The sequence below is a fragment of the Mesorhizobium sp. M0968 genome, assembly GCF_040319065.1.
GTDB lineage: Bacteria > Pseudomonadota > Alphaproteobacteria > Rhizobiales > Rhizobiaceae > Mesorhizobium.
The window spans coordinates 474,023-499,541 of record NZ_JAMYNL010000001.1 but is presented as its reverse complement, the minus strand read 5'-3'; the positions used below and the strand labels follow the sequence as shown (position 1 = coordinate 499,541).

Here is a 25,519-nt window from a genome sequence, read left to right as displayed (position 1 = left end):
CGAGAACGGCACGTCAGGCGAGCACAACGCCGGCCGGCGATTTGTTGTTGCGGGCGAACCGATTACCTGTTTTGGCGAGGCGACTGCGCTGCGAGAGTCCTCACAATGGATAAATACTTCCGGGACGCGCCGCGCGAGATAGCAAAGCTCTCGGCACCCCGGCCAGTGGGAATTGTCAGCCGTCCGCGCGTAGTGGCGCTGCTTTCGCAGGCCCTCGACAGCGGTGCATGCTGGCTGGCGGCGCCTGGTGGATACGGCAAGACCACCGCGGTGATCGACTTTCTGGAACACGGCGGGCGGGAACAAGGCGGGCTGAAGCAAGGCGAGTCGGCGTACAACTGGTATCGGGTCGACACCGAGGACCAGGACGTTGCGCGCCTTTTCCACTATCTGACGCTGTCGCTCGACGGCAGGCATGCCGGCATGCCGGTCTTTGGTCCGGAATATGCCGACAATTCCGACGATTTCGCGCGGCTGTTCTTCCGCACCTATTTCTCGCGGCTTGATCCGGGCACGATCCTGGTCCTCGACGATCTGCATCGTGCCGATGCGCCAGGCTTTCGCCGGACGCTGGCGATCCTGTTGCGCGAACGCCCCAACACTGTCCGCTGCATCTGCACATCGCGGATGCTGCCTGAGGGCGACGTCGCCGACCTCGTGCTGTCGGGACAGTTGCCGGTGCTCAACCAAACGCTGCTGGAGTTTTCGCCTGGGGAGGCTCGCAACCTCGTCACCGCCCGCTCGCAATCGCCGTCCGAGGTCGGCGACATTTCGGAGGCGCGCGGCTGGGCGGTGGGCCTTCTCCTGCTGGCCAACGCCGGAATGTACTACCCGCTTTCGCAGACCGGCCTTGCCGGGGGCGCCGGCCTTCGGGAGATTGTCGGACGTTATTTCCTGCGCGACATCGCGCCGGAGGACCAGGATCTGCTTATCAGGCTCAACGTTCTGCCGGAGATCAGCACGGAGCTTGCCGATGCGTTCCTGGGCTCGCCGCAGGCTGCTCGCCTGCTGGTGCGGCTGCAGCATCGCCAGCTGCTGATCACGCGCGACGGTCCGGGCGGCGCCGCCTTCCAGCTGCATGACTTGTTGCGCGAATACCTTGCCGGCCTACTGGACCGGCGCGTGACGGAAGCGGACCGTTCCAGGCTGCGCGAGCAGGCAGCAAAGGTCCTGCACGAGGCAGACAAAACCGACGCGGCAATCGTGCTGGCGTTGCAGGCGGGCGCCTGGCCGCTGGCACGCCAGCTCATTCTGGAGTGCGCTAACGGCGTTCTCACGCAAGGGCGCAGGGCCAGCTTCGTCGAATGGTGCAACAGGCTGCCCCCCGACCAGATGGACGGGTGGGTCCATTATTGGCTGGGCGTCGCCTTCGCATCGGACGATGCGAAGGCCGAACCGCACTTCTCCAAGGCATGGCAAGCATTCGAGAACACCGACATGCGCGGCCAATGTCTGACGGTGGCGCGGGCGGTCGTAATCAAGACCGCCAGCTGGCGTACGCATGAGGGGCTGGCGGATTGGACGCGCCGAGCCTCACAGGTTCTTGCCAGGGGATTGCCGGAGTTGGATCCGGAGGAACTGATGATGGTCAGGCTCGGCATCCTGCGGGCCGTCGATTTCGCCGAACCTGGCGAATTCGACGCCCATGACGCGAAGCGCCTCGTGAATGATATCCAGCAGCGCCTGACACATCTGCCGATCGAGGATTCGGTCGAGTTGCGCCTGCTGGCAAGCGAAGCGCTCATCGACTACGCGACCTCGTCGGGGCAGCGCGACATTTTTGCCAATGCCGTGGACAGCGTTGCCGCCGATCTCGAACATCCGGATATCCCGCCGCTGGTGCTCGGCATGTGGCTGGTGTCCTTTGGCTCGGCCAGCGGCCGCTACTTCCCCTATTCGCGGCGCGGTTTTGTCTATACCTCGGCCGAGGATGCGTTGCGACGCGCAACGGCGATAGGCGAGCAGCACGCCTTACGGGGCGTCGAGTTCAGCGCCCTCTATCAGCTTCAATTGCTGATGAAGCTTCACAACAGGTTCTCGGAATTCAATGCGCTCGTCTCCCGGCTGGGCGAGATCGCGGACAGCAGGTTCACAACCCAGGTCGCTGTAGTCGCCGACTGCCACGCGGCGATGCACACGCGCAACGGCGACTTCGTCAAGGCTTATCTCGACTGCGATGCGTTCATGGATGCGATCGAGCGGGCGAATGAGCCGATGATCGAACGCTGGCCGCATTACGTCACCAAATACCAGGTCCTGCTGGCCGATCGGCGTCCAGCGGAGGCCATTGCGCTACTCCAGGAGATCGTCGAAAGGCTGAGCGGCGGCCCTCGCCAGCGCGTCGAACTCAACATTCTGGCCGCTCAGGCCCTGGAGCAGAAGTGGAACGGCGGCGCGTCCTATGGCAGTCGTCTGGCTGAGTTCATGGAGGCGTTGCGCCAGGTCAACCCCTCCGCAATCCTGCTCAACCTGCCGGACCTATTGGCCGATCTGGTCGCCGATGCGCTGGAGCGAAAGATCGACATCGATCTCTGCCGCCGCGTCGTTCGGGCGCGATATCTGGTCCCGCCCGCTGGCCGACCCGTCCAGTGGCCTTGGCCGCTCAGGATCCACTTGATGGGAGGCTTCCGCCTCGAGATCGATGGTGCCGAGGTCGCGCCCGGTGCCAAACCTACCCGCGCTCTCGACATATTGCGCATTATCTGCCTGTCGAGGGATCAGGTCTGTTCGGTGGAAACCCTGCAGGATTGGCTCTGGCCCGACCTCGACGGCGACCAGGCCAAAGCGGCCTTGGAGCAGGCGCTGCATCGTCTGCGCAAATTGCTCGGGCAAGGCGAGCTCGTAACGCTGAGAGAGGGCCGTTTGCGGCTCGCTGCCGACAAGGTCTGGATCGATCTGCAGGATTGGGAAGACCGGCTGAAACCCGTTCTGTCGGGCCAAAGAGACAGCGCAATCGAGGAGCAGGAGAAACTGCTGGAAGGCTTTGTCGGCCCGCTTTTCTCGAATGGCCCGACGCCCGCCTGGTCGAACGCCGCGGCCGACCGGGTGCGGGACGGGTTGGTCGAGCTTGCCGTGCGGGTCGCCAAACACTGGCAGAGCCAAGGCAACGCGGATCGGGCACGCCAAGCGTGCCGGCGTGCGCTCGATTTCTACCCGGAATCGGCCAAACTCCATGGCACGCTCATCCAGGAGAGCCTCTCCAGAAACGACCATGCCGGCGCCATCGAGGATTACCGGCGCTATGAACGCGCGCTCGCTTCGACCGGCGATGACGAGCCCTCGCCTTTGCTGCGTTCGCTCGTGCGCCCGCTTCTCTAGACCGGTCATCCTTTCACCGAAACGCCGAACCGCTCTATCTCTTTATTTTTGCGCAATTCCGGACGGAAAACCGTTCCACACTTTTCCTGGAATTGCTCTGGCGCAGCTCGGAACTCTGTAAGCCGTCCGTAAGTCGCGGTCTGGGAACCTCGGCTCGTCGATCAAAACCGATCGCCGGAGGCCTGAAGCCCCCGATACCAACACTCACAGGAAGGAAAAGGTCATGCCGTATACTGCCAGAGCAACTTCGAGAGTGCGTGCCGGCACCATCCGGGCTGGAGCCACAAGACTTTCCGACCAGCTCAGGATCGGGCCTTGGTCGCTCCTCTCGCCCGAAGCTGTCATACAGCAAAAGTACAACTCCCTTGGAGGCGCCGGCTTCGCCGAGATCGACAGGAAGGACACTGGAAAAGCCTGGTATCTCAAGAACGGCTCATGCATTTGTTACAACGATGCCATGCACGACGCCTTTGAGATCCATGGCGAAATCTACAGGAAGTGGATTGCGCTTGGCGGTCTCGCGTGGGGCATTCCCTGCACCGACGAAACCGGAACTCCCGACGGCGTCGGCCGATACAATCACTTCAACAACAATACCGCTTCGATCTACTGGACACCGAATACCGGTGCTCAAGCGATTTGGGGGGCAATTCGCGGCAAATGGGCAGCAATGGGCTGGGAGCGCTCGGTTCTCGGCTATCCGGTCACCGACGAAACCGGAACTCCCGACGGCGTCGGGCGCTACAACCATTTTGCCAATGCCGGCTCGATCTACTGGACACCGAACACAGGAGCCAACGTGGTGTACGGTGACATCCGCAAGAAGTGGGAGAGCCTGGGCTGGGAACAGTCATATCTGGGATATCCCACGACCGACGAGACCGAATTTGCCGATGGTGGCCGTGCCAATCTGTTTGAAAACGGCGGCATATACTGGTGGCCCGACACCGGCGCGATCGACCTTCGAGATGTCGTCGTCCACTATACCGGCCTCCATTGCTTCGGCGAGACCGACTGGGATCAGGGATCGAGTGCGGACGAACCCTATGCCATCGTCAGCGTGACAACGCCGCAGATCGCCGACACCAAGCGCAGCCAGGTCTATGCGACGTCGATGCCGGAGATACAAGACCCGACCTTATGGAAATCTATCGAGGCAAGCCTTACGGCATCAATATCGGCACGGTGCTGATGGAAAACGATTTTGGCGACCCCAACAAATACAAGGACGAGGTGCAGAAGATCGTCATGGGCGTCCATACGGCGGGCACGCTCGCTTTGGGCCTCATTCCGGTGGCAGGACCTATCATTGCCGCGATAGCCGGCCCGGCCCTGGGATCCTTGATGCCATCGATCGGCGGCGCCATCAGCGATCTCTTCGATTGGGGCGATGACAGGATCGGGAGCGCGACAGTAACCATCTCCGCAAAGCAGATGGTGTTGCTCGCTGCACGCACGAACAATACTACCTTCAGCGGGATTGGATTCAAGGTGGAAACGCCCCTGATTTCCGGCGATGGGGCTTCCTACAAAGCCTATTTTGGCTTTGTGCCTGCCTAGGCCAATCGCCCTGGCAAAAAAGCTTGCCGGGACAATCAACTTACCAGCCCCGCCTTCCGTTGGCGGGGCTGCCAGTTCGCGACAGAGAGTTTTATTGCCCTGGTACCTCTGCACAGAGGATTTGATGGGTTAGCTGGGCTCTGGGTAGGCTTTCGGGTTCGACGAGCAGTTCGATATTGCGCGCGAGGCCGGATTGCCTGCGGATCAATCCGCTGAGCGCCGCCTCCAGGCCTATCTCCACGAAGCGCTTGGTGCGGTAGACCGTGGAGCCGCCGACCACCACCGTGGCGGCGATGGCCTCGTCGCCCAGGCCGGCATTGGCAGCGAGCAGGATCCGGGCCCGCTTGGAGCTGACCGAGCACGAACAGATGTCGCGCGAGACTCGCGGTTGCCAAATGGCGGAAGCAATCTCCACGAGGCGCTGGCCACGAAGCGGAATCATGGAACTGTTTGCCCGTGCCGTCATGGCGAGAGTGTTAGCGCAATCGCTGTCACCGGAAGCGCGCGCTTATGTGCCGTGCTGGAATGTACATGAAGAATCCGCGTTCGCGCGGCCTCGTCGATTTCCTTGCCTTCGAGGAAATCGTCGATTTGTTCATAGGTGACGCCATATGCATCCTCGTCAGGACGAAGCGGGACAAGGTTCTCCAGGTCGGCGGTCGGGGTCTTGTCGACGAGTTCGGGCGGAGCGCCCAGATGCGCGGCCAAGGCTCGCACCCTGCGTTTGTTTAGCCCCGAAAGAGGAAGGATATCGGCGGCGCCGTCGCCGAACTTGGTGAAGAAGCCCATCAGTGCCTCGGCCGCATGGTCGGTGCCGATGACCAGTCCTCGGCTGGCACCGGCGAGCGCGAACTGGGCAATCATGCGCTGACGCGCCTTGATGTTGCCAAGCAAGAAATCCTCGCGGCCGGCGTCGCCGAACTCGACACCAGCCCGCTTGATCGAATCCAGCATTGCGTCGGCAGCCGGCTTGATGTCGACCCGGCACACTTCGTCCGCCCCTATGGTGTCCAAAGCCCGCTGGGCGTCGCTCTCGTCGGCCTGGTTGCCATACGGGAGCCGAACGGCCAGGAATTTGGCGTCATATCCAGCCGTTCGCAGTTCTTCGACGGCTCGTTGAGCCAGAAGGGCCGCGACGAGTGAATCCACCCCGCCGCTGATCCCCAGCACATAGGTGCTGAGGCCCGATGCACGCAGATACGTGCCGAGAAAGTCGATACGCCGGCGTGCTTCCAGCGCGACGTCAACACTGGGAGCGACGCCCAACGCGTTGATAATCATTTCCTGTTCGGTCATTGGCAGTGGGTGCTCCTGATATCACAGCATTCCGTCTAGTAGCTCTGCACAGAGGATTCGGCGGGTTCGATGGGTTGTAGCGTGGGTAGGATATTGGGTTCGACGAGCAGTTCAATGCTGCGCGCGAGGCCGGGTCGCCTGCGGATCAATCCGGCCCGCTCGAGGATGAGCACCATCTTATGGACAGAAGGCGCGGTGACACCGACCTTGCATAAGGTCAAGGTCACCGAGCGCGCAGCACAAGACTTTGCCACTGCATGCGCGACCTCCTCGATATTCATTACCCCCAGCCCGACCGCGTCAGGGTGGTGCTCGTTAGTCTGCCGACCCACACGCCGCGCTCTATCAGGCCCTGCCGGCGTCAGAGGCGCGACGCATCCTGCGACGGCTGGAGTTCCATGACACGTCCAAACACGTGAGCCGGCTCAACATGGTCGAGATCGAGATCGGCATCCTGCGCAGCCAGTGCCTCGACCGCCGCATCGAAAGTCGCGACAGCCTGTTTGCCGAGATCGCCGCTTGGGAAAACCAGCGAGGCGCCAGCGGCGCCCGCATCAACGGGATGTTCTCGACCGAACAGGCCCGCCTCAAATTGGCCAAAGCCTATCCTATCCAAAGCCCACCGCCAACGAGTCATAATCCCTGTGCAGAGCCACTAGTAGTCGTCGCAAGGCGCGGTCCGGATGCGGCAGCGGCCGATCAGCATAGCGGGCAAGCTGTCGTTGCCTACCCCCGCACAGCCCGTAGCGCCGCCATGAACGCGGCTCCTTCGGCCGGAACGATGGAGACCGCATTAAGTGCAGTCACCTTAACGACGCGAACGGCCAACGGGGCCGAGCGGGATCGGCGGAAACCGGATCAGGCGGTGCGCAACCCGACGCCATGACAGCCGACATCAATCAGGATGGAAAGAGAACGGTGACAAGAGCGGGCATGCATCACACCAGCCCGCGCTTGGCCATCATCGCTTCCGGGGAAGGCATCTTGCCGCGGAAGGCGGTGTAGAGTTCTTCGGGGTCCTTCGAGCCGCCGGCGGCGTAGATGTTCTTGCGCAGCCGCTCGGCCAGCGCCGGATTGAAGGGATCGCCTGTTTCCTCGAAGGCGGCGAACGCGTCGGCGTCAAGCACTTCCGACCACATATAGGAGTAATAGCCGGCAGAATAGCCATCGCCGGCGAAGATATGGCCGAAATGCGGGGTGCGGTGACGCATGGCGATAGTGTCAGGCATGTTGAGTTTTTCGAGCGTTTCGGCTTCGAAACGAAGCGGCTCCTGCGGCGCATCTGACCGCGCATGGTAGGCCATGTCGACCAAAGCCGAGGCGGTGAACTCGACGGTGGCGAAGCCGGCGCCGAAGGTGCGCGCCGCCAGCATCTTGTCGACCAGCGCCTTTGGCATCGGCTTGCCGGTCTTGACATGCAGCGCATGCTTTTCCAGCACCGCCGGCACCGTCAGCCAATGTTCGTAGAGCTGCGACGGCAGCTCGACGAAATCGCGGCTGACCGAGGTGCCCGCGACCGACGGCCAGGTGACGTCGGTCAGCATGCCGTGCAGCGCGTGACCGAATTCGTGGAACAGGGTCTTGGCCTCGTCGACCGACAGCAAGGCTGCCTCGCCGGCCGGCGGCTTGGCGAAATTCATGATGTTGTAGATGACCGGCTTGGAGCCATCGCCAAGCTTGTAGCCGGATTTCAGCGCGCTCATCCAGGCGCCGGAGCGCTTCGAAGGCCGCGCGAAATAGTCGGCGAGGAACAGGCCGCGCTCGCTGCCGTCGGCATTCTTCACGACGAAAACGCGAGCGTCCGGATGCCAGGTGGCAATGCCCTTCTTTTCTTCGAAAGAGATGCCGAACAATCGTGTTGCCACGTCGAAACAGGCGTCGATGATGCGGTCTAGCTGCAGATACGGCTTCAGCTCGGCCTCGTCGAAGGCGAATTTCTCTGCACGCAGCTTCTCCTGATAGAAGCGCCAGTCCCAGGCAGCGAATTTCTCGTTGCTGCCGGCCTCGACCGCCAGCCGCTGCAATTCGGCCTGGTCGCTTGCGGCCTTTTCCACCGCCTTTTCCCAGACCGGATCGAGCAGCGCGTGCACCGCCTCCGGCGTCTTGGCCATGGTGTCGTCGAGCTTCAATGCGGCGTAGGAAGCATAGCCGAGCAGCTTCGCCTTCTCGGCGCGCAGGCGCAGCATGTCGCGCACCACTTCCGTGTTGTCGGTAGCGCCGCCATTCTGACCACGCATGATGAAGGCGCGGAACGCCGTCTCGCGCAGGTCGCGGCGTTCTGAGAAGGTCGAGAACGGCTCGTAGATCGAACGCGACAAAGTGACGGCGTAGCGGCCCTTCTGGCCGCGCATCTCGGCGGCTTCCGCCATCGAGCTTTTCAGGAATTCCGGCAGGCCGGCCAGGTCGGCCTCGTCGAGGAACAACGCCCAGTCGCGCTCGTCGGCAAGCACGTTCTGGCCGAAATTGGTGCCGAGCGACGACAATTCCTCGTTGATCGAGGCCAGCCGCTTCTTGCCTTCGGCGTCGAGCCTGGCGCCGGAGCGGACGAAGTTTTTCCAGGTCTTTTCCAGCACCCGCAGCGTTTCGGCATCGAGCTTCAAAGCCTCGCGGCGCTGATAGAGATCGTCGATGCGGGCAAACAGTCGCTCGTTCATCGAAATCGCCGAGTAATGCCGCGACATCTTTGGCGAGATGTCGCGCTCCAGCGCCTGGATCGCCTCATTGGTGTGGGCGCCGGCGCGGCACCAGAAGATCGAGGAGACATGGTCGAGCGCCTCGCCGGCAAGCTCGAGCGAGGCAAGCGTGTTTTCGATCGTCGGCGTCCCGGTGTTGCCGGCAATCGCCTCGATCTCGGCCTCATGCGCCTTCAGGGCCGCGTCGAAGACCGGAGAAAAATCGCCGTCGCCGATGCGCGTGAAATCGGGCAGGCCGAACGGCCCTTGCCATGCGGTCAGCGGATGGGCGGCGAGGTCGACGGTTGACGGCATGGGCAAACTTTCGCTGGGTGGGCGGGAGAAGCGGATCGTCACCGATGTAAGGCGCCGGCCCGTTGCGCGCAACAGCACGCCTGGTTAACGCCGATGCGTGCCCACGACTCGTATGCGAACCAGGATGCCCACTCGCGCGCAGTGCAGCAAAAAGTGCACTGTAACGGTAATTCCCATCTATAATAATCTAAAATCCATGGTCTCGTTGTAAAATTCAGGCATCATTTCGTTTCCGAGATAGATGACGCTTCCGTGACTATTTCTAATTTTATTTAGGTTAGATTTAGACAACTTGAAAACACGACTAAAGTATGCGTCGTATGCTTTCCTCATATCGCCTTTCGCCCAGTCTAAACTATAGTACATTCTGCCAGGCAACATTACATCGCCGCGCCACAGATTTATATCATATTCAAGTACCGGAGATAATCTTGAACTAACTTGCAAACATCTATTTTCAGCGTCACGCTCAAGGACTATGTTGTTTAAAAAATCCTTTAAAGATATCAGAACTCTTCTGTTTTTAAAAGACCGTTCTTCTTCTCGGATGGGCTCCCAAAAAATGGGGGTATCGCCATCTTCGATGGACGGCTTGACGAATACTATATTCTCAACACCCTTGGACAAGGCATGGTTGAAAACGATTTCATCTCTGTGCGACAGGAAAAGATTGAATTGCTTGCCCATCATTGCCCTCCAACACATAAGATTTCGAATTCCGATAATAGTGCACTTTTGCAGGGCGCGACCGTCGTTGTGAGTGGATTGACCGCATGGCTTGTCGCATTGGCGTTCCCACCTGCGTAACCACGTGACGTGGACAGGTCCGAATTGACGCCGGCAATTCCAGCGCCTATCCCCCGAGAAGCTCAAGACCAAATTTCGTCAGTAGCCGTCGCAGTTTTCGGCGATCGCGGCTTGCGAACTGGCGGTGATCTGGTCGTTGGCGACTGCAAAGGTCTCCTGCATCAGCATGTCGTTGCTGGGAAAATCATAGCAGGCGATCACAGTGGTGACGCCGCCCTCCGTCTTCTCGATCCGGTGGCGGATTTCGGCCCCGGCGACGGCGCCCTGCCACTCGGCGATCGAGGCGATGAATTCCTGCTTGCTTTGCACGACGCCGAGGTCGTCGAGCTTGATGCGGACGTTGTCGGCGAGCAGGTCCGACAATTCGGTGCGGTCGGCGATCAGTAGTGCCGAATACCAGCGGTCGATGATCGCGCTATCATCGGCGCGGGCGACAGTTATCGGGCACAGCAGTGCCGCCGCCGCGAACGCGATCCGAGCTCGCACCATGCCTCGTCTCCTACTCCGTCTCCGGCCGCTCGAAATCGCCGGTTTCCTTGTTCATCACCCAAAGCTCGCCGGTCGAAATATCGAACCAGGCACCGTGCAGCGACAGTCGCCCCTTGCCTTCGAGGATCGAAACACAAGGGAAGGTACGCAGATTGGCGATGGAATAGCGGATCGAGATGCGCTCCAGCGCCGTCTGGCGCTCGGTCGCGGTCATGAAGGTGCTGGACGATACGGTCTCGGCCGCGGGCGCGATCAGGCTCATCCACCTGCCGATGAAATCGCCCGGCGACAAGGGTGCGGCCGTGGTGTCGAGTGCCGCGCGGATGCCGCCGCAGCGGCCGTGGCCCATCACCACGATGTTCTTGACCTTGAGGCTCTGCACGGCAAATTCGAGCGCCGCCGATGTCGAGTGGAACTGATCGTCTGGCGCATAGGGTGGCACCAGATTGCCGACATTGCGCAGCACGAACAGCTCGCCCGGCCCGGCATCGAAGATCGCTTCGGGCGCGGCCCGCGAATCGCAGCAGGCGACGATCATCGTTTCCGGTGCCTGGCCCTCTCGCGCCAGCGAGCGATAACGGCCGCTTTCGGTGAGATAGCGGCCGCTCATGAAACTGCGGTAGCCGGTGAGAAGATGCTCGGGAAGATGGGGCATGGGCAGCGGTGGGAGCCTTTCCGGGTTGAAGGCAGCTCGGTTCAATCCCGAAAGGCTCTAGCGCATCGGCCCGAAAATCGGAACCGATTTTCGGAAAGCGGAATGGCGTGGTTTCGACGTACCAGCCCGTGTTTTGACACGGGTGAACGAACGCCGCCATTAATCGGCCTCAGAACCGCAGATTGGCGGTTCGACTATTCCGCGATGTCCAGCAGGGTCGATATCAGCAGCCGGCGCTCTTCGGAGGAGAGAATGTCCGAATCGAACAGGTTCATGCTGCGCAGCCCTTCGATGGCGAGATAGCAGACCAGCAGCGCCTTGAGGTTCGGCGTCTCCTGCTTCAGCCGCTCGAATAGCTGCCGCCTGAACGATTTTATCGGCGTCAGGAAATCGGGATCCTCGGCAATCGCCGAAAATATCCAGGATGCCGACGGTTTCGATTCCTCGGCATGCTCGGCCGACAGCTTGATGTAAGTTGCAAGCGGGCTTTCGCCGTTGACGCCGGCCGTGCGGGCGGACTCCAGGGCCTGCTCGAAGGCGCGCAGGTAATCCTCCACCAGCGCCTGCATCAATTTCGCCTTGGTCGGGAAATTGTAGAGAAGACCGCCCTTCGACACGCCGGCACGGCTGGCGACCGCATCCAGCGACAGGCTGCCAGGACCCGTCTCGCGCGCCACGGCGGCGGCGGCGGCGAGGATCTTCTCGCGCGAATTTGCTCTGCGGGCCTTCATCAAGCGTTCCCCATTCATTAGCTTAGGCGGAATTGACAAGACCGTCCAGACGGTACAGTAAGATCGCCGTCATTTGAAATTGGGACCAGGCACAGGTATGTGTTCCGGTCATCCGACCGTTATGCTGGGCCGTGGCCGAGGGACTGTTCGTGATCAAGCGCTTCATCATCGCCTTCATTCTGCTCGTGCTGGTGTGCGGCGGCATCGTCGGCTTCAACCTGTTTCGCGACAATGCGATCAAACAGTTCTTCGCCACCATGAAGCCGCCGGCCGCGACGGTGTCGACGGTCATCGTCAAACCGATGTCCTGGACGCCCGGCATCGAGGCGATCGGCACTGTCAGTGCCGTACGCGGTGTCGACCTCACGGTCGAAACCGCGGGCATCGTCAAGGACATCCTGTTCCATGCCAATCAGAAGGTCGCCGCCAACGCCGTGCTGCTGCAACTCGACGATGAAGTCGAGCGAGCCGACCTCGTGGCATCGAAGGCGCAAGCCACATCCGACCAGACCACGCTGATGCGCGCTCTTGAGCTGCAGAAGCGCGGGGTGGGCACCGATGCTACGCTCGACACGGCGCAGGCAGCAGCATCGGTCTCCGCCGCGCAGGTAAACAAGCTGCAAGCGGTGCTCGACCAAAAGCAGTTGACGGCCCCTTTCAAGGGTACTGTCGGTATTCCGAAAATCGACCTTGGCCAGTATCTCACACCCGGCACCGCTGTGGTGACCTTGCAGGACATGGATACGATGCGTGTCGATTTCACCGTGCCGGAGCAGCAGCTTCCGCAGCTGAAGATCGGACAGACGGTGCGGTTGGGCGTCGGCGGCGGCGACATGCCGTTCACCGGCAGCATCCGCGGCATCGATCCGAAGATCGACCCGACCAGCCGGCTGGTGACGGTAAGGGCGGAGGTCGGCAATCCCGAAGGCAAGCTGACGCCCGGCCAGTTCGTCCAGGTGCGCGTCGAACTGCCCGAGGAGAACGACGTGCTGGCGCTGCCGCAGACGGCGCTGACTTCCAGCCTGTACGGCGACTTCGTCTTCGTGGTGCGCCCGGCCAAATCCGCCGAAGCCAACGGCGCGGCGCCCGAGGCAAAGCCGGAAGAAAAGCCGGCTGCAGATGGTGCCAAGCCCGCGGCCGAAGCACCCGCGGCAAAACCCGACGAAAAGCCGGCTGCTACCCCAGCCAAACCGGCAGAGGAAGCCAAGCCGGCAGCGGAAGGACAGAAGCCGCAGCTCGTGCTCGCCCAGGTGTTCGTCAAGCCAGGCCGCCGCAACGCCGGCCTGGTCGAGATCCTGGAGGGCATCGCGCCCGGCGACCAAGTCGTTACTGCCGGCCAGAACCGGCTCTCCAACGGCATGTCCGTTGCCGTCGACAACACGATCGATCCGAGCAAGCCGGGCAACCAGCAGGCAGCCCAGCAATGAGCTTTTCCGACCTCTTCATCCGCCGCCCGGTCCTTTCGACCGTGCTTGCCTGCATGATCCTGCTTCTGGGTTTTCAGGGCATCTTCAACCTTTCGATCCGGCAGTATCCAGAGGTTGAAGAAACGGCCATCACCATCACCACTGCCTATCCCGGCGCCAGCGCCGACCTGATCCAGGGGTTCATTTCCGCGCCGATCGCGCGTGCCGTCGCGTCGACCGAAAACATCGATTATGTCACGTCGGCGAGCCGGCCGTCATCCAGCACCGTGACAGTGCAGATGAAACTCGGCTCCGACCCCGACGTGGCGCTGAACGAAGTCTTGTCGAAGGTGCAGAGCGTGCGCGGCGATCTACCGGACGAAACCAAAGACCCGGTGATCGTCAAGGGCACCGGCCAGCAGTTCGCGATGATGTACATCTCGATGCAGAACCCGAACATGACGCCGGAACAGCTCACCGAATATATCGAGCGCGTCGTGCGGCCGCGTATCTCGACGGTCGAAGGCGTCGCCGACGTGCAGATCTTCGGCGCAGCCGAATATTCGATGCGGGTCTGGATCGACCCGATCAAACTGGCGGCGCGCGGCGTGACGGCGGCGGAAGTGCTGGCCGCCATCAACGAATCGAATTTCCTTTCCGCGCCCGGCGACACCGAAAACGAATATGTGGTTTCTTCGATCACGGTTCGCTCTACGCTGCAGACGCCGGAGGCTTTCGCCGCCCTTCCACTTCGGTCGAAGGACGGCAATGTGGTGAGATTGCGCGACGTGGCCCGCGTCGAACTCGCCGCGGCGAACACCGACACCAGGGTCAGCTTCAACGGCAAGCCCGGCATCTTTCTCGCTATCTTTCCGACGCCGGCCGCCAATCCGCTGACCACCGCGGCGGCAATCCACAAGATCGTGCCGACCATCCAGGAGACGCTGCCGCTCGGCATGACGATGGAGATCGTCTACGACTCAACCGAGCAGATCAGCGCGTCGATCGAGGAGGTATTCAAGACCATCGGCGAGGCGGTCGCCATCGTCATCGTCGTCATCCTGCTCTTCCTCGGCTCGTTCCGCTCGGTGCTGATGCCGATCGTGACCATTCCGCTGTCGCTGATCGGCGTCTGTTTCCTGCTGTTTTCAGTGGGTTATTCGATCAATCTTTTGTCGTTGCTGGCCATGGTGCTGGCGATCGGACTGGTTGTCGACGACGCCATTGTGGTGGTGGAAAACATCCACCGCCATATGGAGGAAGACGGCTTGTCGCCGATGCAGGCGGCCTTCAACGGCATGCGGGAGATCTCGTCCGCCGTCGTCGCCATGACGATAACGCTGGCGGCGGTGTTCGCGCCGCTGGCCTTCACCGGCGGCCTGACAGGCGCACTGTTTCGCGAATTCGCGGTGACGCTTGCTGGCTCGGTGGTGCTTTCGGGTGTCGTCGCCCTCACCATCACACCGATGATGTCGGCACGTATCCTGAGGTCCGGCTCGCACAGCCGCTTCCAGCGCATTGTCGACAATACGTTCGGGCGCGTCGAACACATCTATGAGCGGCTGGTCACCGGTTCGTTGAACTATCGCCCGGTGACGCTGATGATCGTCCTCGCGCTGGTCGCCACGACCGGTTTCATGTTCACCAAGACCGCGAGCGAACTGGCGCCGGAAGAGGACCAGGGTTTCCTGCTTTCGCTGGTGACCGCGCCGCGGTACGCGACGTCGGACTATACCGAAACCTACGTCAATCAGATACTCGGCCTGGTCAAGGATCTACCTGAGACGCGGGCACAGTTCTCGGCGGTCGCCTTCGGTGGTGGCCAGACGAACAGCGCTTTCGTCGGCTTTGCGTTCAAGGACTGGGCTGACCGCACGCGCAACTCGAAGGAAATCCAGCAAGACATTACGGGCCGCCTGAGCAAGGTGGCGGGCGTCGAAGCTTTCGTCTTCGCGCCGCCGACGCTGCCCGGCTCCGGCGGCGGCCTGCCGATAACGATGGTCGTGCGCTCGACCGGCGACGCCTCGCAGGTGTACGAGGCGGCCGAAGACATCAAGAACAAGGCGCAGGCCTCCGGCCGCTTCATCGTCGTGCAGAATTCGATGACCTTCGACGCGCCGCAAGTGACGGTGACGATCGACCGCGACCGCGCCGCCGCGCTCAACCTGCCGATAGCCGACATCGGCCGGACGCTGACGCTCCTGGTCGGTGGCGCCGAAGTGGCGCAATTCGACCGCGAATCCAACAGCTACGACATCATCCCGCAGGTGCCGCAGAGCTTTCGCGACAACCCTGAAAAACTGGGCGAGTATTTCGTGCGCAGCGTATCGGGCGAGATGGTGCCGCTCTCGGCGGTGGTGAAGATCTCGACCAACGCGTCGCCGGCCGCCATCGAGCAGTTCAACCAGCTCAACTCGGCGACGATCTCTGCCTTGCCGCGGCCCGGCATCACCACCGGGGATGGGCTACAGGCGATCGAGGACATTGCCAAGCAAAGCCTGCCCGACACCTTCTTCATCGACTATACCGGTCAATCGCGGCAGGAGAAGGAACAGGGCTACACGATCATCATCGCCTTCGCGGCGGCGGTGCTCGTCATCTATCTGGTGCTGGCGGCGCAATTCGAAAGTTTCCGCGATCCGCTGATCATCATGATGGCGGTGCCGCTGTCGATCTTCGGCGCGATCGTGCCGCTTAATGTCGGGCTTGGCACGCTCAACATCTACACCCAGGTCGGCTTGATCACGCTGATCGGCCTGATCACCAAGCACGGCATCCTTCTGGTCGAGTTCGCCAACCAGCAGCGTGAAATGCACGGCATGCGGCGGCGCGATGCGATCATCGCGTCGGCCAGGGTGCGGCTGCGGCCGATCCTGATGACGACGGCGGCGATGGCGCTCGGCGTGGTGCCGCTGATCATCTCCAGCGGCGCTGGTGCCGCGGCACGCTATTCGATGGGCCTGGTGATCTTCACCGGCATCCTGGTCGGAACCATGTTCACGCTGTTCGTGGTGCCGATGTTCTACACCTTTGTCGCCAGCAAGGACCTGCCGCATCACGCCGAAAAGCCGGATCCGAAGCTGATGCCGGTAATGCCGGATTAGGCTGCGCTAATTTCCGGCCTTTTTTGAGAGCGACGAGAGCAGCATCGCTCATTTAACGATGACGATGCTGGTGTTGGCTGGGCCGAAGACCTCGACGAGCTGGTAGAAATCGGCGGCGTTGTCCGGATGCAGACGCACGCAGCCATGCGAGGCTGGCTGGCCGAGGCGCTTGATGGCGCTTGTCGCATGTACGGCGTAGCCGCCGCTGAAGAACACCGAATGCGGCATCGGGGCGTTGTCGTATTTCTTCGAATACCAAATTTCATGCATGCGGGTCGGCTTGAACGAACCGGTCGGCGTGACGTGCGTCCTGTCGCCGGTCGAGACCTTCCAGGCGAATGTCGGCCGGCCGTCGACCAGGATTTCCATGGTCTGCTGTGACAGTGATACACGCGCGACGATCTTGTTGGCGGCGGCGTGGGCTGCGCCGTTGCCGGCACTGACAAGCAAGGCAGTACCGGTGATGACGGCGGCGGCAATGTTGATGAGCTTGGCGGAAATAGCAGTGTACATGATGTCTCCCCTATTCTGCCGGCCGGGGCCGGCTCAATTCGATGACCGGCTTATCGGAGCGTCATGTTTCAAGCCGATTTCGCTAGATGCTCGTTTGTGTTTCGATTCTGTTTCCCCTGGTTAACAGAAAAGGTCCGTGCAAAGCAGCTTGCAGTTGCACGACGTCGTCATGACGGTGGCGTGTTTGCCTAGGCGGATCGGCCAAACCGCGGCACGAATACGCGATTGCCTTTCGTTTGATAGGAATTCACCTGACTCCGAAACCGAGCTGCAACAAAGCGCAGCCTCGGCGGCATGATCCGGATACAGCGAACAGGCAAAGTTGACCTAACGAAAACAGCGGTCAACGAACGATCGGAAGCCAACACTGTTTTCGCTACGGTCTGGATTGGTCTGGACAGTTTCCAGCCTGCGCGTCGACCGGCTCAAGCCCCTCTGGCGGGGGCGGCTTAGGGCCGTTGAGGATGCGCGGCGCCTCCGGCAACTTGCAGCCGAGAGGACCGAAGGCCCGCGCCGCAACGGGGGGCTCCGCTGGCGGCGCGGGCGCTTCGGGGGTTCCCCTGAAGTGCCCGTAAATTCCAATTTTGAGGAACGAACAGGATGAAAACGAAATTCGCCGCTTCCGTGCTTTCCGCGCTGCTTTACGTCCAGGGGCTGCTCGGCATTGCCGGCCTCGCCACCGTGCTGCTGAAGGAACGTGCCCATGCCGGCGAGGTCAGCACGAACGGTGACATGCTGTCCGGCCCGTCGCTTCTCGTGGTGCGCTGAAGAGCATCGGACCCCAAGGTGGAAACCGGTTTTGGGAAAATCCGATGCTCAAGACAAGAGGGTGGCCGTCCTGCCTTCAATCGGCGAATTGCGTCGGCGGATCGAACCGGTAACCCGCACCCCGTATGGTGGTGATGGTTTCGGTATCGAGCTTGCGGCGCAGCCGCACGATGCGCGAATCGATCGACCGGTCGAAGGCTTCGGCATTTTCGGCGGGCGCGGCGGCGATGATGTCGTCCCGCGTCAGCACCTTGCGCGGGCTGGCCAGGAACAGCCTGAGCAGCGCCACCTGCCCGGGGGACAGCTGTTCTTCCGTGCCCGAGCGGTGCATGACGATGGCCGATCGGAGATCGACGGTCGCGTTCTCCAGCACGATCAGTTCCCCGGCGCTCCTGCCGCGCCGAGCCAGAAGGCCGCCGACGCGAGCAGCAAGCTCCCTGACATTGAGCGGGCTTTCGACGACGTCGGCGGCGCCGAGTTCGAGCGCCAGAACCTTGTCGACCAGATCGGCCGGGCGGCAGATCAGGATGAAATCCGGTCCACCTTCGCCGCCATGTCGCCTGAGCAGGTCGCGCCCCTCCGCCTGGCTGACGCTGTCGCCGACAACCACGACATCGATACCCTTTTCCGAAAGCAGCGATTCGGCCTCCCACGGCTGTCGCGCCGCGCGGACGTCATGACCGCGCCGCTCGAGATGATCGGCGAGATCGGTCGCAATTACTTCAGCGACGGAAACAAGCGCGATAACGGATCGTGCAGCCATGTTTTTCTACCCCGCATACGGCAACCCAAGAAGAGTGCTGGACATCATGTTTATACCCAATCTACTTTCCACTGAAAGCGGGAGCGAAAGCATCGTGCGGGCACGAATTGTCATCGTCGAGGACGAGCCCGATCTGAGGGATGCGGTCGCCGAGTATCTCGGCGCCAGCGGCTATGATGTGGCCACGGCCGAAAGTGCGGCGGCGGCGCGCGACCTTTTGGAAACCCAGTCCTTCCATCTGGCCATTCTCGACATCGCCATGCCGGGCGAGGACGGCCTGTCGCTCGGCCGCTGGATGCGGTCGAAAATGCCGATCGGCATCATCTATGCGACGGCCGCCGGTACCGCGCTCGACCGCATCGTCGGACTGGAGCTCGGCGCTGACGATTACATCGTCAAGCCTTACGAATTGCGCGAAGTGCTGGCCAGGGTGCGCAGCGTGCTGCGTCGCGTTCCTGAGCCGACCGAGCCACAAAAGGCCAAGGCTGAGACATCCGGCGGCCGCCGGTCCGTGAGCTTCGGACCCTTTCACGCCGATCTCGACGGCAGGCTCGTCACCGGCGCCAACGGCGCGGTCATCGACATGGCCAAGAGCGAGTTCGACGTGCTGGAGGTGTTCCTGACGCGCGCCAACCGGCTGTTGACGCGGGCGGCGATCTCCGAGGCGATCGGTTTCGTCGAGGACCCGGAATCGTCCCGCGCGGTCGACATCCGCATCATGCGGCTGAGAAAGAAGATCGAAGCGGACCCGGCCAACCCGAAATTCCTGCGCACGGTGCGCGGCGAAGGCTATATCTTCTCGCTGCCGGCCGGTGAAAATAACTGAGGCCTGGCGGCTTGAGCAAGCCAAGGCCAGGAAATGACCATGACGGCTGAAACAGCACGCGCGGACACGCAGGGCGCCAGGCAGGGCGCGGCGATGGTGGCCGTGCATGTGGTTCGCCGGCTGCGCGAAGCCGGCGATTGGCAGCGCGAGATGGAAGGTATCCTCCAGACGCTTTGCGAAGCCATGGATTGTCACCGCGGCATCCTGTTTCGCCTGCGCGAACTGCCCGGCCAGGGTTTCGCCCAGTCGGTCGCCGCTTATTGGATCGCCCCCCGGTTTGGCGGCGAACTGGCATCGCCTACCGTCATCGTGCAGTCGGTCGTCGATTCGGACCCATTGCTGGAACGGCTGGCGGAGGACGAGCGCCAAGGCAAGATATTCGCCGGGCACACACGCGATCTCGAAGGCTTTCTGCGGACCGATTTCGAAAAGCAGAACATCAAGTCGTTCCTGTCGGTGTCGGTCTTTTCGCACGGCAATTTGTGGGGCACGCTGGCGGTCAACGACTGCGTCAACGAACGCGAATGGACCGACCAGGAAGAGGCGGCGCTGCACATGGTGGCACTCGCCATCGGCGATGCCATCGAACGATCGCCCTCCGACGCGCATGCCAGCGACGTCATTCGCCGCACCATGCTGCAGGCCTCGCTCGACGCCATCATCGTCATCGACGAGACCGGCTCGATCATCGAATTCAATCCGGCCGCCGAGAAGATGTTCGGCTATCGGCGCAGCGATATCCTGGGCAAGGACCTGCTCGACACGGTCGTGCCGGAATATTACCGCAAGGGCTATGCGTCCGGCGCCGAATATATGTCGGGCCGCGGCGCGCCGATGGTCGGCCAGCGGCTCGAAACGGTCACCCAGAACGCCGCCGGCGAGGTTTTTCCGATCGAGCTGACGGCAACCGAGATGCGGGTCGCCGATCGCCAGCTGATCTTCGGCTCTATCCGCGACCTGCGCGACAGATTGCGCGCCGAGGAGGAAATCAACCGCCAGCGCGAAAAACTGCACCAGAACGAGAAGATGGCGGCGATGGGCTCGCTGCTTGCCGGCGTTTCGCACGAGCTCAACAACCCGCTGGCCGTGGTCGTCGCCCAGTCGACGCTGCTGCATGAATTCGCCGCCGATCCGCAGACAAAGGTGCGCGCCGAAAAGGTGCGTGCCGCTGCCGAGCGCTGCGGCCGTATCGTCAAGAGCTTCCTGTCGATGGTCCGCCTGCACCCGGCCGCACAGGCCGAAACCGACCTCAACCAGGTGATCCGCGCCGCACTCGAAGTGACCGCCTATGGCGCACGGTCGAGCGGCATCATCATCGACACCGATTTCGCCAGCGGCCCGCTGCTGGCCATGGCAGATGCCGACCACGTGACGCAGGTGGCCGCCAACTTCCTCATCAACAGCCAGCACGCCTTGGCCGGCGTTGCCGGCGACCGCCGGATCAAGGTCCGGACGTTTCGCAGCGACCGCGGCAATCCCGGATTCTCGGTCGAGGACAACGGACCAGGCGTGCCGGAAGCGATACGCTCACGCATATTCGAATCCTATTTCACCACCAAGCCGGTCGGTGTCGGTACCGGCATCGGCCTGTCGATCTCGAAATCGATCATCGAGCGGCACAATGGCAATATCTGGTTCGAGGAGGTTTCGCCGAGAGGTGTGCGTTTTGTCGTGCAGCTGCCGGCGATCGCTGCTGGCGCGGCCGCCGCTAGCGACAGTCCGTCGCGGTCGAGCGGCTTGCGTCACGCGCTGATCATAGACGATGAGCCGGATGTCGCGGCGTCGCTGTCCGACATTCTGGAGTTGATGGGCATCAAGTCGCGGATCGTGCCGGCCTGGGTCTCGGCCGCCGCGACGCTGAGCGGCCATGTCCCGCCGGACATCGTGTTTTCCGATTTGCGCATGCCCGGCACCAGCGGCATAGCCGCCTATCGCGAGCTACTCGCCGAAATGCCGGGTCTGGCGCGGCGCTTCGTGCTTGTCACCGGCGATCTGATCGGCGCGAAAGGCGAGATCGAGGCGCTGCCGGCGCCGCAGCGGCCGCCAATCCTCGAAAAACCGTTCAGCACGCTGGATGTGCGCGGCGTGCTCTCGGCCATTGCCGAGCAGGCCGGTCTGGGCGGCTAACTCCGCGATCTCTCGCGGAAGAAAAAGGCTCCCGGCCGATATTGCGGCGGGAGCCTGACTGGAGTGCTGGAGGGCGCTCGCAAAAAAATCAAAAAACGTTCGGCGTATCAGTCAGCGGGGCGGCGTTGGCGATCATGCGGACCGGCCGTGCCTTGCCCGACTGGGCGGCGATGACGCGCAGGCATTCCAGGCTCTCGGCGCCCCAGGCCTGCCCCTTGCAGGCAAAATCGATCTCCGGCGCCGGCAGGCGCGCCGTCTTGGTGGTGGTCGTCGCGCCATCGATGAGGTTGGCCGGCGGGTTCAGTGAGGCGAAGGCCGGACCGACGGTCGGTGTCAACGCCATGCCGGCAAATGCGGCAGCCGCCAGCAGCATGAACATCGCCATTGGATGATCACTGGCGCGCTGGCGCAGCGCCAGCTTCGGGCGCCGGTCGTTACGCTGGGGACCCTGCTGGCGAAGGTCGGTATCGGTGATCTGGATTTTCGTACGCATCGTCGTTTCCTTCGGTCTTCTTCTTTTCTCTGTTGAAACGAACTTAATCGCACCTTGTAACCGGCCAACGATGATGAATTAACGATTGTGTAACCGGCATGAAACCAAGCTCGCGGCCATTCCTGGGCAAACCGATCCGGCGTAGCCGGCAGCACCGGTGGCATTCTCTGCTCGTTTTCCGCTACCCACGGCACCAGATCCACGTCGCCTTTCCAGGCCCACGGAGCGTCGGGCGCTCAACAAGTGTAAGGGGATTAACGTCTGGAATTCCCGGGATTTTCCCGGCTTCGATCGTTCGGACTGGGCTCTCGAATCCCGTTCGATTTCCCGTCAAGACTTAGCCCCATTTTTCCAAGCCATTGCATTTCAATGGAAAATATGCTTTTATTGAATGACCATTCAATAAATAAAGAGCCTTTATGAACCCGCATCTGCGTGACGTGGCAATCCCCAACGATTGGGATCGGCGGGGGCTGCCGGGCTGGAGCTATCATTCCGACGCCTTGCTCGAACTCGAGAAAGAGCACGTCTTCCGCAACCATTGGCAGATCGCCGGCCATGTCTGCGACGTGCCGAACGCCGGCGACTATCTGACGATGGATGTGGTCGGCGAGCGGGCGCTGATCGTGCGCGGCAAGGATGGCGTTGTGCGCGCCTTCAACAATATGTGCCGCCACCGCGGCAGTCGCGTCGTTGCCGACAGCCAGGGCACTTGCAAGAATGCGCTGGTCTGCCCCTTTCATGGCTGGGTCTACAATCTCGACGGCACGCTGCGCGGTGCTGCCCGCCCCCGTTCATTCCCCGACCTCGACAAGACCGATTTCGGCCTGATGCCGCTCGAGCTCGAAATCTGGATGGGCTTCATCTTCATCCGTTTCCGCAAGGGTGGGCCGCAGCCATCGGTGGCCGAGCTGTTGAAGCCGATCGAAGCCGAGATTGCCCATTACGGCGTCGCCGAGATGGTGCCGTCCTGGGGCATCTGGACCCAAAGGACGCCGGTCAACTGGAAGTCGGTGCGCGATGTCGACAATGAAGGCTACCACGTCGCCATGGCGCATCCGGCGCTGCAGGACCTTTACGGTGCGACCTATTTCGACGAGCCGTTCGTCAACGGCGTGTCGCGCTCGTTCGCCACCTACAATCCGCATGCCGGACGGCGCTGGAGCGTCGCGCAGTACATCAAGCTCGCACCCGAGGCGAAGCACCTGCCGGAACACCTGCGCAAGGCCTGGATCTACTACGGCATCTTCCCGAACAACGTGCTGTCGATCATGCCGGAATCGGTGCAGTTCTATCAGGAATTTCCGCTGTCGACGGGTGAGACGCTGCTGCGCGGCGCCATCTACCGCTATCGCGACGAGACCAGGGAACAGGCGGCAGCCCGCTACCTATCCTACCGCATCGACCGCGACACGCTGGCCGAGGACGTGCAGCTTTCGATATGGTCCAACGAATCCATGCTGTCCGAAGCCTTCGGAGGTTTTTACCTCTCCGATCTCGAATATGGCGTGCGCACCCACCACGACCATTTGCGTAAGCAAGTTCCCGTGCTCGGATTGGAGACCGCGCCCGAGGAGAAGGATATGTGGGCACTCAACGAGGCGCTCAGATCACGCTCCTGACGCCCCGGTCCTCAGGCCCAAATGGCGACCGGAATACCGAAACGATCGGCGAGCGGCGGATCCGGAAACGGCATTGCCTCGCCTCTGACGATGCGTCCGGCAACCAGCATCATCGCCGCGGCGTCGAGGAAATCGTCGGCGGCCGCGCCGCGCGGCGGCGTCTGGTCGAGAAAATCTTGGCTATAACCATGCTGGGCAAGCAGCGCCTTGCGTTCGGCCATGCCGGCCGGATTGATGTTGCCCCTGATCTTCTTCGGCAGGCGCATAGCGCGGTCGCCGTTCAGTTTGCAGAAAGCAACTTCCGGATGCGATTCGAAGACGCGGCTGCGCAGTTCGGGCCGCGCGATCAGCAGCGAATCGATCTCGCGGATCTTGGCGAAGATGCCGAAGGCCTGGATCGAGACACCGCGCGGCGGATCTGATGTCGTCCTGGCCACCTCGCTTGCCTTGCGATGTGCGGCGTACCAGGCATCGACCGTGGTGAAGGCTTCGATCTCCGCGTAGAGCGCGGCGCGGGAGGGGATGGCAAAGACACTGGACTGCCGCGCCCCGAGCAGCGGCCGCACCAGCGCCTCCGGGCCGCGACCGCCTCTTTGCGAGAAATCGGGCAGGCCGATTGGCATATCGACCGCTACCAACGAGTCGGCGGGCAGTCGGTCGAGCAACGCCGCGAAGCTCGGGAAAACGGCTGTCGACGGTGCCGCATCGGGATCGCGGCGGACGGCTATCCAGCCGGCCTTGCAACCGTCGACGCCGACAAGCACAACGTTCTCGGGCACAACATGGTCGGGCGCAACATCCTTGGGCGCATCATCCTGGGGCACGGCGTCTTCGGCCTGCGTCACGCCCGGCGGTCCCGTTCCGGATGCAGCAGATGGCGAAGCTGCACCATCGCCATCGGGTGCGACAGGCTCTGGGCATCGGTCTCGAGCTGCAACTCGTCGCCGCCGCGCTTGGCGGTCCGCGCCAGGATCTCGTAGACCGCCGCCGTGGTCGATTGCAGCGCCTTGGCGGCCGGCTGGCCGGACAGGATCCGCGCCAGGTAGACGGCAGCCGTCAGGTCGCCGAGCCCATTCGGCGGCTTGTCGATAAGCCGGTGTTCGGCAAGCAGTGCCTCTCTGCCGGCGAGCAGCAAATTGCCGGTGCCGCCGGCCATCATCGCCGGCGCCGATGTGACCAGCATGGCCGGTGGGCCGGCCTGCAGGGCTGCAGCCATTGCCGATTTCAAGTCGGGCAGCGGCGCTCCGGCCATCCATTCCAGCTCGTAGCGGTTGGGCGTGGCGATATCGGCGATCGGCATCAGCCGGTCGCGCATGGCGATTGCGGTCGGCTCAGGTACGTAGAGCCCGCCCGAATCGCCCATCACCGGATCGCAGATATAGAGGGCGTCCGGCGTCTTCGCCTTGACCGCGCCGACCAGCGAAGCGACGGCTTCGGCCTGGCCAGCCTCGCCGAGATAGCCGGACAGCACGGCGCCGACCTCGCCCAGCCACGGCGCGCGCTCGAGGTCGGCCATCAGCGCCTTGAACTGGTCCAGCGGCGGCACGATGCGGGTGGCCCGGCCATGGCCCGGATGCCAGGGCAGAATGACGGTCGGTACCGCCCAAACCGGAAAGCCGAGCGTCTCCAGCGCAAAGACAGCGGCACGGTTGCCGACCGAGCCACGGGCGACATGACTGGAGACGACGATGACCGCGCGCGGCGCGTCGGTTTTTTCGGCACTCATTGATTTTTCCTAACTGCCCCTGGTGACGAAAAGCACGAGCCAGATCAACAGGCCAATGGCAATAAGCAAGCCCGCTGCCCGACCGATGCGGGTGCCCCAATATTCGATCGGGTCCGACCGGTCGGCATCGGCCGCAGTGACGTGGTCGCGCGCGCCTTTAGTCGTTCGTGCAAGGAACGAGGTGCCCCCCGGGTCGGTCTCGCGCGCCACCCGTTCGATGATGCGGCGCGATTCCGCGTCTCTGTCGTGGCGTTTCGCCATGGTGATGTCCCGTTTTATGCCGAGCTTAACCCGTTCGCCTCGTCTGTCACAGGGCCCGACGGCGAAT

General features: G+C 62.4%; 22 protein-coding genes and 2 pseudogenes. 10 read left to right on the top strand and 14 right to left on the bottom strand.

Annotation, left to right across the window (positions count from 1 at the left end):
* Positions 1-105 precede the first annotated feature (105 nt).
* The 3 genes from NKH67_RS02560 (at position 106) to NKH67_RS02550 (ending at position 4,878) form a co-directional block, all read left to right on the top strand.
* Complete coding sequence (locus NKH67_RS02560) at positions 106-3,318, top strand: AfsR/SARP family transcriptional regulator (RefSeq protein WP_352500803.1); 3,213 nt, start codon at positions 106-108, stop codon at positions 3,316-3,318.
* A gap of 223 nt (positions 3,319-3,541) precedes the next feature.
* A complete protein-coding gene (locus tag NKH67_RS02555) occupies positions 3,542-4,510 on the top strand; it encodes an LGFP repeat-containing protein (RefSeq protein ID WP_353030243.1) in 969 nt (322 codons plus the stop codon).
* On the top strand, positions 4,459-4,878 hold the full coding sequence (locus tag NKH67_RS02550; protein ID WP_353030241.1) for a hypothetical protein: 420 nt from the start codon (positions 4,459-4,461) through the stop codon (positions 4,876-4,878). The genes NKH67_RS02555 and NKH67_RS02550 overlap by 52 nt, the downstream gene beginning before the upstream one ends.
* Before the next feature lie 211 nt (positions 4,879-5,089).
* Here the strand turns inward: NKH67_RS02550 and NKH67_RS02545 are convergent.
* From NKH67_RS02545 to NKH67_RS02535, 3 genes and pseudogenes are all read right to left on the bottom strand, one after another.
* Positions 5,090-5,224 (bottom strand): annotated as a pseudogene (locus tag NKH67_RS02545) (IS630 family transposase); the annotation flags it as partial.
* Positions 5,225-5,340: 116 nt separating this feature from the next.
* A complete protein-coding gene (gene nadE / locus NKH67_RS02540; protein ID WP_352500802.1) occupies positions 5,341-6,174 on the bottom strand; it encodes an NAD(+) synthase in 834 nt (277 codons plus the stop codon).
* Positions 6,175-6,209: 35 nt separating this feature from the next.
* Positions 6,210-6,401 carry a hypothetical protein gene (locus tag NKH67_RS02535; RefSeq protein WP_352470727.1) on the bottom strand — a complete coding sequence of 64 codons (192 nt, stop codon included), beginning with the start codon at positions 6,399-6,401 and terminating at the stop codon, positions 6,210-6,212.
* Between NKH67_RS02535 and NKH67_RS02530 the strand changes: the two are divergent.
* A pseudogene (locus NKH67_RS02530) lies at positions 6,388-6,784 on the top strand (transposase); the annotation flags it as partial. The gene NKH67_RS02535 and the pseudogene NKH67_RS02530 sit on opposite strands and share 14 nt — an antisense overlap.
* Positions 6,785-7,112: 328 nt before the next feature.
* On the opposite strand, the gene NKH67_RS02525 reads toward NKH67_RS02530, so the two are convergent.
* The 5 genes from NKH67_RS02525 to NKH67_RS02505 all read right to left on the bottom strand — a co-directional run bounded on the left by NKH67_RS02525 (position 7,113) and on the right by NKH67_RS02505 (position 11,843).
* Positions 7,113-9,167, bottom strand: coding sequence for a M3 family metallopeptidase (locus tag NKH67_RS02525; RefSeq protein ID WP_352470726.1), 2,055 nt, complete (start codon positions 9,165-9,167; stop codon positions 7,113-7,115).
* A 171-nt stretch (positions 9,168-9,338) separates the two neighbouring features.
* Positions 9,339-9,851 carry a hypothetical protein gene (locus NKH67_RS02520; RefSeq protein ID WP_352500801.1) on the bottom strand — a complete coding sequence of 171 codons (513 nt, stop codon included), beginning with the start codon at positions 9,849-9,851 and terminating at the stop codon, positions 9,339-9,341.
* 195 nt (positions 9,852-10,046) lie between these two features.
* Positions 10,047-10,457 carry a nuclear transport factor 2 family protein gene (locus NKH67_RS02515; protein WP_352470724.1) on the bottom strand — a complete coding sequence of 137 codons (411 nt, stop codon included), beginning with the start codon at positions 10,455-10,457 and terminating at the stop codon, positions 10,047-10,049.
* Positions 10,458-10,467: 10 nt separating this feature from the next.
* The gene (locus tag NKH67_RS02510) at positions 10,468-11,112 is read right to left on the bottom strand and encodes a carbonic anhydrase (protein ID WP_023678156.1); all 645 of its coding nucleotides are present in this window, start codon (positions 11,110-11,112) and stop codon (positions 10,468-10,470) included.
* Between the two features lie 194 nt (positions 11,113-11,306).
* Positions 11,307-11,843 (bottom strand): TetR/AcrR family transcriptional regulator, encoded by a 537-nt coding sequence (locus NKH67_RS02505; RefSeq protein ID WP_352470723.1) that lies wholly within the window; start codon positions 11,841-11,843, stop codon positions 11,307-11,309.
* A 149-nt stretch (positions 11,844-11,992) separates the two neighbouring features.
* Between NKH67_RS02505 and NKH67_RS02500 the strand changes: the two genes are divergently transcribed.
* Both NKH67_RS02500 and NKH67_RS02495 read left to right on the top strand, forming a co-directional pair.
* Positions 11,993-13,270, top strand: a complete 1,278-nt coding sequence (locus tag NKH67_RS02500; RefSeq protein ID WP_502893703.1) for an efflux RND transporter periplasmic adaptor subunit — start codon at positions 11,993-11,995, stop codon at positions 13,268-13,270.
* Positions 13,267-16,353 (top strand): efflux RND transporter permease subunit, encoded by a 3,087-nt coding sequence (locus NKH67_RS02495; RefSeq protein WP_352470722.1) that lies wholly within the window; start codon positions 13,267-13,269, stop codon positions 16,351-16,353. Before NKH67_RS02500 ends, NKH67_RS02495 begins: the two co-directional genes overlap by 4 nt.
* Before the next feature lie 48 nt (positions 16,354-16,401).
* Here NKH67_RS02495 and NKH67_RS02490 read toward each other — a convergent pair whose 3' ends face one another.
* Positions 16,402-16,866, bottom strand: coding sequence for a L,D-transpeptidase (locus NKH67_RS02490; protein WP_352470721.1), 465 nt, complete (start codon positions 16,864-16,866; stop codon positions 16,402-16,404).
* Between the two features lie 600 nt (positions 16,867-17,466).
* Here NKH67_RS02490 and NKH67_RS02485 point away from each other — a divergent pair.
* On the top strand, positions 17,467-17,634 hold the full coding sequence (locus NKH67_RS02485; RefSeq protein ID WP_352470720.1) for a hypothetical protein: 168 nt from the start codon (positions 17,467-17,469) through the stop codon (positions 17,632-17,634).
* A gap of 76 nt (positions 17,635-17,710) precedes the next feature.
* On the opposite strand, the gene NKH67_RS02480 is transcribed toward NKH67_RS02485, so the two are convergent.
* Positions 17,711-18,397 (bottom strand): response regulator transcription factor, encoded by a 687-nt coding sequence (locus NKH67_RS02480; RefSeq protein WP_292663715.1) that lies wholly within the window; start codon positions 18,395-18,397, stop codon positions 17,711-17,713.
* Positions 18,398-18,443: 46 nt separating this feature from the next.
* Here NKH67_RS02480 and NKH67_RS02475 point away from each other — a divergent pair, with 46 nt between their 5' ends.
* Together NKH67_RS02475 and NKH67_RS02470 are read left to right on the top strand one after the other, a co-directional pair.
* The gene (locus tag NKH67_RS02475) at positions 18,444-19,223 is read left to right on the top strand and encodes a response regulator (protein ID WP_352470719.1); all 780 of its coding nucleotides are present in this window, start codon (positions 18,444-18,446) and stop codon (positions 19,221-19,223) included.
* Positions 19,224-19,262: 39 nt separating this feature from the next.
* A complete protein-coding gene (locus NKH67_RS02470) occupies positions 19,263-21,350 on the top strand; it encodes a PAS domain S-box protein (protein ID WP_352470718.1) in 2,088 nt (695 codons plus the stop codon).
* An 88-nt stretch (positions 21,351-21,438) separates the two neighbouring features.
* Here NKH67_RS02470 and NKH67_RS02465 read toward each other — a convergent pair whose 3' ends face one another.
* A complete protein-coding gene (locus NKH67_RS02465) occupies positions 21,439-21,843 on the bottom strand; it encodes a hypothetical protein (RefSeq protein ID WP_352470717.1) in 405 nt (134 codons plus the stop codon).
* A 419-nt stretch (positions 21,844-22,262) separates the two neighbouring features.
* Here NKH67_RS02465 and NKH67_RS02460 point away from each other — a divergent pair, with 419 nt between their 5' ends.
* Positions 22,263-23,465, top strand: coding sequence for an aromatic ring-hydroxylating oxygenase subunit alpha (locus NKH67_RS02460; RefSeq protein WP_352470716.1), 1,203 nt, complete (start codon positions 22,263-22,265; stop codon positions 23,463-23,465).
* A gap of 11 nt (positions 23,466-23,476) precedes the next feature.
* Here NKH67_RS02460 and NKH67_RS02455 read toward each other — a convergent pair whose 3' ends face one another.
* The 3 genes from NKH67_RS02455 to NKH67_RS02445 all read right to left on the bottom strand — a co-directional run bounded on the left by NKH67_RS02455 (position 23,477) and on the right by NKH67_RS02445 (position 25,452).
* A complete protein-coding gene (locus tag NKH67_RS02455) occupies positions 23,477-24,244 on the bottom strand; it encodes a DUF429 domain-containing protein (protein ID WP_352470905.1) in 768 nt (255 codons plus the stop codon).
* 62 nt (positions 24,245-24,306) lie between these two features.
* On the bottom strand, positions 24,307-25,191 hold the full coding sequence (pdxY, locus tag NKH67_RS02450; protein WP_352470715.1) for a pyridoxal kinase PdxY: 885 nt from the start codon (positions 25,189-25,191) through the stop codon (positions 24,307-24,309).
* A gap of 9 nt (positions 25,192-25,200) precedes the next feature.
* Positions 25,201-25,452, bottom strand: coding sequence for a hypothetical protein (locus NKH67_RS02445; RefSeq protein WP_352470714.1), 252 nt, complete (start codon positions 25,450-25,452; stop codon positions 25,201-25,203).
* Positions 25,453-25,519 lie beyond the last annotated feature (67 nt).

Bases quoted from the DNA above. Each gene is read 5' to 3' on its own strand.
- pdxY (WP_352470715.1), bottom strand. From the start codon at position 25,191: ATGAGTGCCGAAAAAACCGACGCGCCGCGCGCGGTCATCGTCGTCTCC.
- NKH67_RS02465 (WP_352470717.1), bottom strand. From the start codon at position 21,843: ATGCGTACGAAAATCCAGATCACCGATACCGACCTTCGCCAGCAGGGT.
- NKH67_RS02485 (WP_352470720.1), top strand. From the start codon at position 17,467: ATGAAAACGAAATTCGCCGCTTCCGTGCTTTCCGCGCTGCTTTACGTC.
- NKH67_RS02480 (WP_292663715.1), bottom strand. From the start codon at position 18,397: ATGGCTGCACGATCCGTTATCGCGCTTGTTTCCGTCGCTGAAGTAATT.
- NKH67_RS02470 (WP_352470718.1), top strand. From the start codon at position 19,263: ATGACGGCTGAAACAGCACGCGCGGACACGCAGGGCGCCAGGCAGGGC.
- NKH67_RS02505 (WP_352470723.1), bottom strand. From the start codon at position 11,843: ATGAAGGCCCGCAGAGCAAATTCGCGCGAGAAGATCCTCGCCGCCGCC.
- NKH67_RS02475 (WP_352470719.1), top strand. From the start codon at position 18,444: ATGTTTATACCCAATCTACTTTCCACTGAAAGCGGGAGCGAAAGCATC.
- nadE (WP_352500802.1), bottom strand. From the start codon at position 6,174: ATGACCGAACAGGAAATGATTATCAACGCGTTGGGCGTCGCTCCCAGT.
- NKH67_RS02520 (WP_352500801.1), bottom strand. From the start codon at position 9,851: ATGATGGGCAAGCAATTCAATCTTTTCCTGTCGCACAGAGATGAAATC.
- NKH67_RS02555 (WP_353030243.1), top strand. From the start codon at position 3,542: ATGCCGTATACTGCCAGAGCAACTTCGAGAGTGCGTGCCGGCACCATC.
- NKH67_RS02460 (WP_352470716.1), top strand. From the start codon at position 22,263: ATGAACCCGCATCTGCGTGACGTGGCAATCCCCAACGATTGGGATCGG.
- NKH67_RS02445 (WP_352470714.1), bottom strand. From the start codon at position 25,452: ATGGCGAAACGCCACGACAGAGACGCGGAATCGCGCCGCATCATCGAA.
- NKH67_RS02560 (WP_352500803.1), top strand. From the start codon at position 106: ATGGATAAATACTTCCGGGACGCGCCGCGCGAGATAGCAAAGCTCTCG.
- NKH67_RS02495 (WP_352470722.1), top strand. From the start codon at position 13,267: ATGAGCTTTTCCGACCTCTTCATCCGCCGCCCGGTCCTTTCGACCGTG.
- NKH67_RS02490 (WP_352470721.1), bottom strand. From the start codon at position 16,866: ATGTACACTGCTATTTCCGCCAAGCTCATCAACATTGCCGCCGCCGTC.
- NKH67_RS02550 (WP_353030241.1), top strand. From the start codon at position 4,459: ATGGAAATCTATCGAGGCAAGCCTTACGGCATCAATATCGGCACGGTG.
- NKH67_RS02515 (WP_352470724.1), bottom strand. From the start codon at position 10,457: ATGGTGCGAGCTCGGATCGCGTTCGCGGCGGCGGCACTGCTGTGCCCG.
- NKH67_RS02510 (WP_023678156.1), bottom strand. From the start codon at position 11,112: ATGCCCCATCTTCCCGAGCATCTTCTCACCGGCTACCGCAGTTTCATG.